The following is a 10942-nucleotide window of genomic DNA, read 5'->3' on the forward strand; positions in this document are numbered from 1 at the left end:
GGTAGGGGGTAGGGGTTAGGGGTTAGGGAAAGACACAGACTTAATCTCCACTCTCCATTCCCCATTCCCCATTCATAATTCATCATTCATAATTCATCATTCATATGTTTACTCTTTTTTACCGCAACCGCCAACTTCTATTTCTCACCTTGACACTCATTGTTGTCTGGGGACTTTCTTCTTTCTTTTCGCTTCCCCGTTTAGAAGATCCGGAAATTACTCAACGTTTTGCGACTGTCACAACCTTTTTTCCTGGAGCGAGTGCTGAACGGGTCGAAACGTTAGTGACTGAGCCCATAGAGCAAGAGCTATCTGAGATTGAAGAAATAAATACCTTAGAATCGCGGTCTGATACTGGAATTTCAAGTGTTACGATAAACATTAAAGAAACTATCAAAGATGTTGATAAAGTTTGGGCAAAAATTCGCAGTCAGATTAATGATGTGGTTCCGCAACTACCACCAGGAGCATCACAGCCAAAGTATGAAGACTTAGAAGTCAAGGCAAATGCTTTAATTGTTGGTTTAACTTGGGAAAAAAATATCCCTGCTAATTATGCAGTTCTACGCAGGTGGGCAGAAACTTTAGAAGATAGAATCCGATCGCTGAACGGTACTGACAAAGTCACACTCTCTGGCGATCCAGACGAAGAAATCAGAGTTGAAATCAAGACTGCTGATTTGGCAAGGATAGGATTAACCGCCGAACAATTATCCCAGCAGATTCAGGCGAGTGATGCGAAAGTCAGCGCCGGACAACTTCGCAGTAAAACTGATGAACTGTTGTTTGAAGTTGCGGGAGAATTGGACTCTCTCGATCGCATTCGCAATATTCCTATTCGTACAACGACTTCAGGACAAGTCACGCGTTTGAGTGATATTGCCCAAGTCAGTAAAGGTATTGTTGAACCAGCAAATAGTTTGGCATTTGTGTCTGGAAAACCGGGTGTTGTTGTTGCCGCTACGGTTGAGTCAGCAATGCGAGTGGATCTTTGGGCTCAGTCAGCACATCAAGTTCTCGAAAAATTCCAATCTGAACTTCCTAGTGGTATTGGTGTCAAAATCATTCTTGACCAAAGTCATTATGTACAAACCCGTATTGGAGGAGTCATTCAGGAATTAATCACAGGTTCGTTGTTAGCACTGTTCGTGATTCTATTTCTCATGGGTTGGAAGTCTGCTTTAGTTGTGAGTGCCACTTTGCCGGTGACCACTCTGTTTGTGTTTGGAGGTATGAGTGTTTTGGGCGTTCCCTTGCATCAGATATCGATGACAGGATTGATTATCGCCATTGGGTTATTAATTGATAATGCGATTTGCATGACAGATGAGATGCAAACTCGACTGCATAAAGGCATGACAGTAGAGGAAGCTATTGTTGACAGTGTGAGTCACATGGGTGTTCCTCTACTGAGTTCAACCATAACAACCGTATTAATTTTCTTACCAATTGCTCTAGCCCCTGGTGGTACAGGAGAATTCACGAGTACCATTGGAGTGAACGCAATTCTAGGACTGATCGGTTCGCTTTTGATTTCACTGACTATTCTACCTGTATTGTTAGGTTTACTACATCAGCGGACACGCAACCTCAGAATCCCAACTTGGCTGGAAGAAGGAATTTCCCATCCTCTCTTGACCCGAATTTATCGATGGACCTTGCGGAAAACATTCAGCAGACCCATGATTGCAGTTAGTCTGGCTCTCATTTTGCCAGTCACTGGGTTTACGCTCAGTTCCGATCTCAAGCAGCAATTCTTTCCTTCCGCAGGTCGAGACCAATTCTATATAGAATTTGAATTTCCCAATCAAACGGCTTTAAGTCAGACGCAAGCGCAAGTTCTAAAAGCACGGGATTTAATCCTCAAGCATTCTCATATTGCTGATGTCCACATGCTTGTAGGAGAAACCATCCCAACCTTCTACTATAATGTTATTGGTAGGCGGGAAAATGCCGCCAACTATGCCCAAGCACTGGTGCAACTGCAACCAAATGTTCTACCAGGTTCAACTATTAATACATTGCAAAACGAGTTGGATCGAGCATTACCCAACGCCCAAATCCTTGTACGACAACTCGAGCAAGGACCTGGGGTGGATGCACCTGTTGAAATTCGTTTATATGGACCGGATTTAGAAAAACTTCGGGAACTTGGGAACGAGATTCGAGGAGAACTCGCCGAGATTCCAGATGTGATTCATACCCGTGCTAGCTTAACAGAAGCTCAACCTAAATTAGAAGTTCAAGTTGATGAAGAACAAGCACGATTGGCGGGGCTTGACCGGAGTGCGATCGCTCGCCAGTTAGACACAAACCTTGAAGGGGTCACTGGAGGTTCTGTACTCGAAGCAACAGAAGAATTACCTGTGCGAGTGCGGGTGTCTGACGCTAACCGTGGGAACTTAGACCAAATTGCTACCCTTGATTTATTGCCTAACAGAGCCTCATCTACAGAAAACAACCAGACTATTCCCCTCGCATCTGTTGGTAAAATTCAACTGGTTCCAGATTTAGCAGTAATTCCCCGACGCAACGGACAACGTGTTAATATTGTTCAAGGTTTTATCAAAGCTGGAACGCTACCTTCCATCGTTGTCTCCGAGTTTCAAAAGCGGTTGCTTTCAGGAAAGATAAAGTTTCCTCCTGGCTACTCCTTCGAGTTTGGTGGAGAAGCTGAAGAACGCGGGACTGCGGTCGTGAATTTGTTATCCACTGTCGGAGTCTTGGGAATCCTAATGACAGCGACACTGGTTCTAACTTTTAACTCGTTTGCTCTGGCTGGAAGTATCGCCATCATCGCTTTACTTTCCGTAGGGTTAGGGCTATTAGCTCTATGGATATCTGGCTACCCCTTTGGTTTTACAGCAATCCTTGGCACTATTGGACTTATCGGTATTGCGGTTAATGAAGCGACTGTTGTTTTAGCAGCTTTGCAGGCTGACCCTCAAGCGAGTTTGGGCGACCCTAAAGCCGTACAAGAAGTTGTTCTTCACTCTACCCGTCATATGATTGCTACAACCGTCACTGATACGGCTGGCTTTACACCTCTTTTATTTGACCCAACAGGTTTCTGGAATCCTCTGGCAATTGTTATTGCTGGTGGTTTGTTGGGTGTCACGGTTCTATCGCTTTACTTCGTCCCCTCAGTATACCTGCTCTTAAGACGCAGAAAACGATTTGCCCAAACCCATTCTCGCAAAATCAACAACTTAAAAACAGTGCATTAACGTGAGGTCATCTTTTTTCTCTGCGCTCTCTGTACCTCTGCGGTTTAAAAGTAATTTATTTAACTACAGAGACGCAGAGAGAAGTTGCGTGCGGGGGTTCCCCCCGTTGAGCAAACTTCGGAAGTACGCAGAGGTAAGAGGTGAGGGAGCTATACCCTCTCGGATAAAACTTTTTCTGCATCCTGACAAAGAATCTCATGATATTGACCGTTGCTGGCGAGTAACCCTCCCCACTGATTTACATCACCCGTGTTGTACTGTAGTGGGGAACCGTCAAAATGAGTGTACTTTCCACCCGCTTCTGTCAAAATCAGTTCTGGGGCGGCTATATCCCAATCTTTTGGTGCAGACTTACCAGATAGTGAAATGTAAACATCTGCTCGTTGTTCTACAATTGTAGCAATTTTACATCCCACACTGCCTACAGCTTTTTGATTTTGACAGGGTAATTGTTGCAGCAGATAATCAAGTTTTTCATTGCGGTGAGAACGACTGACAACGACTGTTAAGTCTTCAAGGCGTTCCCGTGATGATACCTGTAAGGGTAAAGTTTGTCCATCGCGTGTTTCTGCAAAGGCACCACTGTCTTTTATGGCATAGTATAGCTTTTCTAATTCCGGTACAGCAACCACAGCTAGCACTGGGCGTGTTTCTTTCACTAGGGCAATGTGAATGGCATACTCACCAGTTTTTTCAATAAAGTCTCGCGTCCCATCTAAAGGATCGATAATCCAAGCCCATTCCTGTTTTGCTTGTTCGGTTGTGTATGTTTCTTCACTGATGTAAGCAAAATCTTCAGTGCCTAAAGCTGCTTGTAGTTTCTCTAATATGTAGTGATTGACAGCTACATCTGCTACTGTTACGGGTTCATTCTGCTTGTACTGTACTTCTAAATTGCGATCGCCTGTTTGATGGTAGTAAGACCGCAGTATATCTGCTGCTTCCCAACCGATAGAACGAGCTACAGTCAGTATTTCTTGTAAGTCTTTCATCAGTTCCCGCATTTTTTTACATAATAAACATTTTACACAACCTGGTAGAGTTCGTATGCAAGAGGATGGTAATTTGGTACTTGGGAAGCATTTTTACTGAAACGAGAAGCATTTATTTTTGCATTTACTCTTCAACAAGCATTTATCAAATTATGTGCGATTGCGCTCGGAGTTAGCAGTTCGCCAGCAGAAGCTTTCCAATTTTTTAGCGATCGCAATGCATGGGAAGCAGCCTTAGGTATACCCACTGAAACCCTAAATTTTGGTGAATTGAGAACTTTTTCACAGAACACAGTATTTTCTAACGGAGTGTCTGCTACGGTTAATGTTATCAATGGTACAGGAAGCGCCAGTGATACAACCATTGGTGCTATTTTTGTACCTCCTGTTATGCCCCCAGGTTCAGTTCGTGGCAGTGTTAATGTTAGCTTACCTTCTGCTGTCAATGCTCTTGGATTTGATGCATCGGTTGGACCTGTCAACAGAGGAATTTTTACAAATTTTATTTCTGAAACTGATTCGCTTGGTAGACCAGAGCTACTCGTTACCCCTGCTTTTACTGGAGTCATCGCCGATCCTGGCGATCCACTCCTCACTGGTTTTACTATCAGTAGTAATAGTGCGGGAACTGGATTCTTTAATGCTAGCAATATCAGCGTTCCTGTTCGCACTTCTGTTCCGGAAAGCTCTTCCATTAATAGTTTATTAGTAGCTGTTGTCACCTTTGGATTAGGCACAGTATTTTTTCATAAACAAAAGCAACGCAAATTAACAATTGTTGTACAGGAGTAAGTTCAAGGCGATCGCCTCCCTTGAGTATTTCGCTCGAAGCAGTAGAAGGCGAAAAGCACACTGAGCGATCGCTAATATCCAAATGGATTTGAAATTTAATTGTTTCCACTTAATTCAAAGAGATGCACTTTGTTGTACATGGCGCTGAAACTGTCTGCTTTTTTGTTTACACTTGTACATTGAAACTGCGCCAAAAATGGCAAAAGCTAACAAGCCTAGTAGAGAAGATTTTTCAGGCACGCGACGTAGAATGAGGGTTCCCGCATTGATAGAGATATTACCACCACTCGTTCCTGACACAGAATAAGAAGGTGTCAGCAAAATAGGGACAGCATTAATGGAGATATTACCACCATTAGTATTAAGTACAGAATCAACAGGCGTTAGGGAGATATTACCACCATTAGTACTAAGTACAGAATCAACAGGCGTTAGGGAGATAGAGCCATTATTAACAGAAATGTTACCACCACTCGTTATCAGTACAACATTAGTCGGAGATCTGAGGGAGATAGAGCCACTATTATCGGAGACAGTCGCGATCGCTCTTGGTACTATGTCAGGATTAATAACCAGTGCTGTGAGTGTTCCCCCAGTTTGAGCCAAAGCATGACTTTCAAGGTAAGCCCATGCTCCTGTAGCAACTAGAAAACTCGTTAACCATAGCAGGCGATGCCAGTTCTTGCAATTAGTTATCATCTTGTTGAATGACCTCTGAAAAAGAGATTCGTTGATGACTTATCGCTGATGAAGCGAAGATTTACGCAGAATTTTTTAAAAAGTTACAATTCCATCCAACGGCGTGTACCAAAGAACTGACATGACAAAGAAGCCACATGAGATGCTTGTTCGAGTGCATCTGTAAAACTTTCCCGCAAAATATAATGACAGAAGGCACCGTGAAAAATATCTCCAGCCCCCAGCGTATCAACAGCCCGAACCTTCGGCACATTTAAAACACCTCTTTTGCCATCCATATAGTATTGAATGGGGTTTTCTCCATGAGTGATGGCAATGCGGGGAATACCAACTTGAATCAAATAAGCAAGAACTTCTTCCTCACTTTTACATTGGGGAGGATGAAAATTAGCAGAACAAATAGCGTAATCTACAAAAGGCAAGAGTTGTTCAAATCCCGGTTTCCAACTACCACCATCAATGACAACAGGGATGTTTTTGGCTTTAGCCATTTGGGCGATCGCAATTCCAACTGTCATTTGATGTCCGTCTATAAACACAATATCGGTATTTTGTAAAATACCGAAGGAAATAGATTTTTCAGACGCCTGAGTTTTGACAGCGTTGATGGAAATAACTGCTCGTTCACCAGTAGATTGGGTAACAATGATGGAAGAAACGGGTGGTGGGTTTTGGGTAGTAGAGTCTAGATCTATGATTCCTACTTTGTAGTTTGCCAAATCTTCTCTAATGAGTTGTGTCATTGGGTGAGAACCTACAATTCCCAATAGGCTTGCTCCATCACCTAAATGACTAAAAGTGACTGCAGCATTCGTTGCAGGTCCTCCTGCAGCAACAGTATAATCACCTGCTACAATTTTCTGGTTATTCTTAGGGGGAGACTCTGCAAGATAAATTAAATCCAGAGTCACTAAACCAACGAAGAGTCCGTTAGTGGGCATTTGTTAGTTGTTAGTTGTTAGTTGTTAGTGGTTAGTTGTTAGTGGTTAGTGGTTAGTTGTTAGTGGTTAGTGGTTAGTGGTTAGTTGTCCTCCTTGTCCCCTTGTCCCCTTGTCCCCTTGTCCCCTTGTCCCCTTGTCCCCTTGTCCCCTTGTCCCCCAGTCCTCAATTATGCAAACAACAGATCCAAAACCAGGAATACTCTACATTGTCGGTACGCCTATTGGCAACTTGGAAGATATGACATTCCGGGCGGTGAGGATTTTGCAGACTGTGGATTTGATTGCTGCAGAAGATACACGTCATACGGGAAAGCTACTTCAACATTTCCAAGTCAAGACGCCTCAAGTGAGTTATCACGAGCACAATCGTAGCAGCCGCGTTCCGGAGTTACTGGAGCAACTGAATCATGGTAAAGCAATTGCCTTGGTAACTGATGCGGGAATGCCAGGAATTTCCGATCCTGGATATGAACTGGTTAAGGTTTGTGTTGAGGCTGGGATACAAGTTGTGCCAATTCCTGGTGTTACTGCTGTCATTACGGCGTTGAGTGCGGCGGGATTGCCAACGGATAAGTTTGTGTTTGAAGGGTTTTTGCCAGCTAAAAGTCAACAGAGGCGATCGCATCTTGAGTCTCTAGGTACAGAATCTCGTACACTCATTTTCTATGAGTCTCCCCATCGCTTGCGGGAAACTCTCAAAGATTTGGCAGAAGTTTTCACAGACTCCCGTCAAATTGTCATTGCACGAGAGTTAACCAAGTTATATGAGGAATTTTGGCGGGGAGCGATCGCAGATGCAATCACTGAGTACAATCAACGCGAACCCCAAGGTGAGTATACCTTAGTGGTTGCCGGTGGCCCACCGACTCAGGTACAGTTTTCAGAAGCAGAACTGAAAGCCGAATTGGAGAAGTTGATACGTCAAGGAATATCGCGGAGTCAAGCCAGTCGTGAATTAGCAAAAGTCACTTCTGTTTCCCGGCGTCAACTTTATCAATTAGCGCTTTCTCTAAAGGAAGAAGTATGAACGATAAAGGACGAAGGTAAGCCCTAGCTACCTTTTCTCATATCTTTAAATCCATCCCCCTACTCCTAATGAAGATGAGATGTCAAAATGGGAAATATTGATGATGAGGAATGAGTGAGAATGACCCAAGTGGTTTTAGGTGAAAATGAAGGAATCGAGTCAGCATTACGTCGGTTTAAACGTCAAGTATCTAAAGCCGGGATTTTAGCTGACGTTAAATATCACAAACATTTTGAGACACCATTAGAAAAGCGCAAGCGGAAAGCAGTAACAGCCAGACGCAAGCGGCGTATGAAGTGAAGTCAGGCTATGGATTGCTGTTTTTAACAATTAAGTTATGTGGATTCAGCTACGGCATATCATACAGCATATTACAATTCTGCTGAAAATGTGCTGTGTAGCTCTCTCAATTTAGGGAAATGACCAAAGTTGTCGCTCGCTTGCGGCAACTTTTTGGTTTTTCTGGACTTACAGCTATTTTCAGGTAAATGAACTACATCTTTTTTATCTCACGCAAAGGCGCAAAGACGCAAAAGATTTAAGAATGTGGTTTAAATAAGTGAAAACCGCTATAACTAGCGAATAAAGGTATCAAATACATCTATTCGGGGAAATCGAAAGAACGGCTATTACACACATTCATTGCCTTTTCTACTCCCTGCTTGAGGCAAATTTCCGTACATTCAACAATAAATTGCAATACAAGAGACATAAGTTGATTTTCAGCTACAGAAAATTTACCCAATACGTGGGAAATTGTACCAGAATCATCATTCGCAGCGCCTTTTGGTCTGCCTATACCTATACGCAAACGGGGAAAGTTTTGAGTTCCAAGATGGGAGATGGTACTCTTCATGCCATTATGTCCACCAGCAGAACCTGACAAGCGCAAGCGAGTTTTTCCCATCGGTAAATCCATATCGTCATAAATTACCATTACCATTTCTGGTGGTAATTTATACCAACTGGTAACAGCTTGTATGGACTGTCCCGAACGGTTCATGTAAGTCAGTGGTTTTAGCAAGCGGATTTTGTCTCCATTGGGTGCAAATCCTTCACCGTACTCTCCCTGAAACTTACGATTCTCTGATAAAGGAATTCGCCAAGCACGAGATAAAGCATCTATGGCAGCAAAACCAATATTGTGGCGCGTCTGGTCATATTTTGGTTCCGGATTCCCCAACCCCACAATCAGCTGGGGAATAACAAGAGTTTTTTTGGCAACTGCTTCTGTCATGTGAAATGTAAAGTATAAAGTATGAAATTTTATCCTTTATCCTTCACCCTTTATCCTTCAACCTTCATCCTTTCTAGCAGATTCTATTTGCCTGGGTTCGAGTTCGGCTTTTGTCTTGACAGCTTCTTCTATCTGTACAGTTTCCTTTTGAAACTCGTTTTGGAACTCCTTAGAAGCATCTTGAAAACCACGAATCGCCTTTCCCACACTCCGACCAATTTCTGGTAACTTCTTGGGACCAAAAATTAACAGCGCTACGATAAAAATAAGAGCCATTTCTGGCAAACCGATACCAAATACGTTCACAACCTTTCTCCTTTAACAGTAACCAGTAACCAGTGACCAATCTATTAACAACTGCTATAACAGTTTACATCTTGTAGTTTAGTGCAAGAGTTGGTTATTGGTTAGTGGTTAGTGGTTGGTGGTTGGTGGTTAGTGGTTGGCGGTTGCTAGGGACACAAGACTACCGCACCCCCCGGATTTCTCACAAAGATTTAAACGACTTACCTAAAATGTTTATGGCACTTAGATTTGAGCTAAAATACCTCGTCAACATATTGGAATAATTCTTACTGCGTCTAAAACGCTCAAACTCTATACAGGATAAGGGTGTTGGGAATAGCGACGCAATGCTTGTGAGAAATCTGGGACTCCGACACTGGTTAGTAGTTAATACCTCTACAAACAACTAACCACCAACAACCAACAACTAACAACTAACAACTAACAACTAACCACCAACCACAGAAAGAAAAAACCCGGAAGAACCGGGCTGGGATAGTTTGTTATGCAAGTTTTGTCAAGATTGCCAATTATCTGCCTAGAGTCCGCCAATCGACACTTACGTCTTGAATCAGGATTGACTTGTTGTAAAGCTGTAGAATAATCAGCAGAAATACGAAAAATAGTCCTATAAAAACAGCCATTAGGGGGGTAGTACCCCATCCTGGAGCTACTTTACCATACTCAGCGTTTAAAGGTCTGAGGATATCTCCCAACCGCGTCCTTTGTGCCATAGTTCACCTAAGATGAATTGCCAAAGCATTTTTTAATGTTCTGTAATATTCTATAGGAAGACTACTCATAATATATACTTCTTATGGAACCCGCAACAGTTCTTAGCATTTCTGTTGGTGCGATCGTCATTGTCATAACAGCGTTATCCATTTACACCTCCTTTGGCCCTCCCAGCAAGGAATTGAGCGATCCCTTTGAAGATCACGAAGATTAATGCCAGTCAAGTGACAGGTGTAGTGAATATCCCTAAAAAACAACGTAGAGACGCGCCATGGCGCGTCTTTATATGTGTTGTAAGTCATGCACGATAAATTTCTGGAGTTTTGACACCTACAACCCCAAACAAAACTGTGAAGCTGTCAATTTTCATAGAGTGATTGTAAAGATTTGTGTATTTAATGAGAATTGGGGACTTCTCTATCCGCACGCATTATAACTAAAACTAATCTTTTTTATCACTTTTACTAACTTCCGAGGTATTGTAAAGTTAAGTAAACAGATGTAAATTAAGGATACAGGCCGACAAAAAGCCTGATGCTCATAAGAAATAGCCGCAATTATAAAACAATGACAGCAACCTTACAGCGTCGCGAAAGCGCAAACGTATGGGAGCAGTTCTGTAACTGGATCACTTCCACCGAAAACCGCCTTTATGTAGGTTGGTTCGGAGTGTTGATGATTCCTACACTGCTCTCCGCAGCTATCTGCTTCATCATCGCATTCATCGCTGCTCCTCCTGTAGACATCGATGGTATCCGCGAACCTGTTGCAGGTTCCTTGCTCTACGGTAACAACATCATCTCCGGTGCAGTTGTTCCTTCTTCTAATGCGATCGGTCTTCACTTCTACCCTATTTGGGAAGCCGCTTCCTTAGATGAGTGGTTGTACAACGGTGGTCCTTACCAGTTGGTCGTTTTCCACTTCCTTATCGGCGTATTCTGCTACTTGGGTCGTGAGTGGGAATTGTCCTACCGCTTGGGAATGCGTCCTTGGATTTGTGTAGCATT

General features: G+C 43.0%; 11 protein-coding genes and 1 pseudogene. 6 read left to right on the forward strand and 6 right to left on the reverse strand.

The features are described from left to right. The first annotated feature begins 104 nt into the window (after window positions 1-104). On the forward strand, window positions 105-3227 hold the full coding sequence (locus tag F7734_RS58305) for an efflux RND transporter permease subunit (protein ID WP_155753274.1): 3123 nt from the start codon (window positions 105-107) through the stop codon (window positions 3225-3227). A 149-nt stretch (window positions 3228-3376) separates the two neighbouring features. Here F7734_RS58305 and F7734_RS58310 read toward each other — a convergent pair whose 3' ends face one another. Further along, a complete protein-coding gene (locus F7734_RS58310; RefSeq protein ID WP_155753276.1) occupies window positions 3377-4219 on the reverse strand; it encodes a 3'(2'),5'-bisphosphate nucleotidase CysQ in 843 nt (280 codons plus the stop codon). Between the two features lie 309 nt (window positions 4220-4528). Between F7734_RS58310 and F7734_RS58315 the strand changes: the two genes are divergently transcribed. Beyond that, window positions 4529-5011 (forward strand): hypothetical protein, encoded by a 483-nt coding sequence (locus F7734_RS58315; protein WP_155753278.1) that lies wholly within the window; start codon window positions 4529-4531, stop codon window positions 5009-5011. A gap of 114 nt (window positions 5012-5125) precedes the next feature. Here the strand turns inward: F7734_RS58315 and F7734_RS58320 are convergent, their stop codons facing one another. Both F7734_RS58320 and F7734_RS58325 read right to left on the reverse strand, forming a co-directional pair. After that, the gene (locus F7734_RS58320; protein ID WP_155753280.1) at window positions 5126-5710 is read right to left on the reverse strand and encodes a hypothetical protein; all 585 of its coding nucleotides are present in this window, start codon (window positions 5708-5710) and stop codon (window positions 5126-5128) included. A gap of 83 nt (window positions 5711-5793) precedes the next feature. Continuing rightward, window positions 5794-6651 (reverse strand): sugar kinase, encoded by an 858-nt coding sequence (locus tag F7734_RS58325; protein ID WP_155753282.1) that lies wholly within the window; start codon window positions 6649-6651, stop codon window positions 5794-5796. Window positions 6652-6820: 169 nt separating this feature from the next. On the opposite strand from F7734_RS58325, the gene rsmI reads away from it, so the two are divergent. Both rsmI and rpsU read left to right on the forward strand, forming a co-directional pair. Beyond that, window positions 6821-7678 (forward strand): 16S rRNA (cytidine(1402)-2'-O)-methyltransferase, encoded by an 858-nt coding sequence (rsmI, locus tag F7734_RS58330; RefSeq protein ID WP_155753284.1) that lies wholly within the window; start codon window positions 6821-6823, stop codon window positions 7676-7678. A 120-nt stretch (window positions 7679-7798) separates the two neighbouring features. Then, on the forward strand, window positions 7799-7978 hold the full coding sequence (rpsU, locus tag F7734_RS58335) for a 30S ribosomal protein S21 (protein WP_155753286.1): 180 nt from the start codon (window positions 7799-7801) through the stop codon (window positions 7976-7978). A 301-nt stretch (window positions 7979-8279) separates the two neighbouring features. Here the strand turns inward: rpsU and pth are convergent, their stop codons facing one another. The 3 genes from pth to psbH all read right to left on the reverse strand — a co-directional run bounded on the left by pth (window position 8280) and on the right by psbH (window position 9934). Continuing rightward, the gene (gene pth, locus F7734_RS58340; protein ID WP_155753288.1) at window positions 8280-8915 is read right to left on the reverse strand and encodes an aminoacyl-tRNA hydrolase; all 636 of its coding nucleotides are present in this window, start codon (window positions 8913-8915) and stop codon (window positions 8280-8282) included. Window positions 8916-8972: 57 nt separating this feature from the next. Further along, window positions 8973-9221, reverse strand: a complete 249-nt coding sequence (locus F7734_RS58345) for a TatA/E family twin arginine-targeting protein translocase (protein ID WP_166482806.1) — start codon at window positions 9219-9221, stop codon at window positions 8973-8975. A 509-nt stretch (window positions 9222-9730) separates the two neighbouring features. Then, a complete protein-coding gene (gene psbH, locus F7734_RS58350; protein WP_038081891.1) occupies window positions 9731-9934 on the reverse strand; it encodes a photosystem II reaction center protein PsbH in 204 nt (67 codons plus the stop codon). Between the two features lie 83 nt (window positions 9935-10017). On the opposite strand from psbH, the gene psbN reads away from it, so the two are divergent. Then, window positions 10018-10149, forward strand: coding sequence for a photosystem II reaction center protein PsbN (gene psbN, locus F7734_RS58355; protein WP_050046860.1), 132 nt, complete (start codon window positions 10018-10020; stop codon window positions 10147-10149). A gap of 353 nt (window positions 10150-10502) precedes the next feature. Then, a pseudogene (locus F7734_RS58360) lies at window positions 10503-10942 on the forward strand (photosystem II q(b) protein); the annotation flags it as partial.

It is taken from the genome of Scytonema sp. UIC 10036 (genome assembly GCF_009725235.1).

What these genes read in the sequence shown, in the direction of transcription:
- rsmI (WP_155753284.1), top strand. Translation starts at nt 6,821, where the DNA reads ATGCAAACAACAGATCCAAAACCAGGAATACTCTACATTGTCGGTACG.
- F7734_RS58325 (WP_155753282.1), bottom strand. Translation starts at nt 6,651, where the DNA reads ATGCCCACTAACGGACTCTTCGTTGGTTTAGTGACTCTGGATTTAATT.
- pth (WP_155753288.1), bottom strand. Translation starts at nt 8,915, where the DNA reads ATGACAGAAGCAGTTGCCAAAAAAACTCTTGTTATTCCCCAGCTGATT.
- psbH (WP_038081891.1), bottom strand. Translation starts at nt 9,934, where the DNA reads ATGGCACAAAGGACGCGGTTGGGAGATATCCTCAGACCTTTAAACGCT.
- F7734_RS58305 (WP_155753274.1), top strand. Translation starts at nt 105, where the DNA reads ATGTTTACTCTTTTTTACCGCAACCGCCAACTTCTATTTCTCACCTTG.
- rpsU (WP_155753286.1), top strand. Translation starts at nt 7,799, where the DNA reads ATGACCCAAGTGGTTTTAGGTGAAAATGAAGGAATCGAGTCAGCATTA.
- psbN (WP_050046860.1), top strand. Translation starts at nt 10,018, where the DNA reads ATGGAACCCGCAACAGTTCTTAGCATTTCTGTTGGTGCGATCGTCATT.
- F7734_RS58320 (WP_155753280.1), bottom strand. Translation starts at nt 5,710, where the DNA reads ATGATAACTAATTGCAAGAACTGGCATCGCCTGCTATGGTTAACGAGT.
- F7734_RS58310 (WP_155753276.1), bottom strand. Translation starts at nt 4,219, where the DNA reads ATGAAAGACTTACAAGAAATACTGACTGTAGCTCGTTCTATCGGTTGG.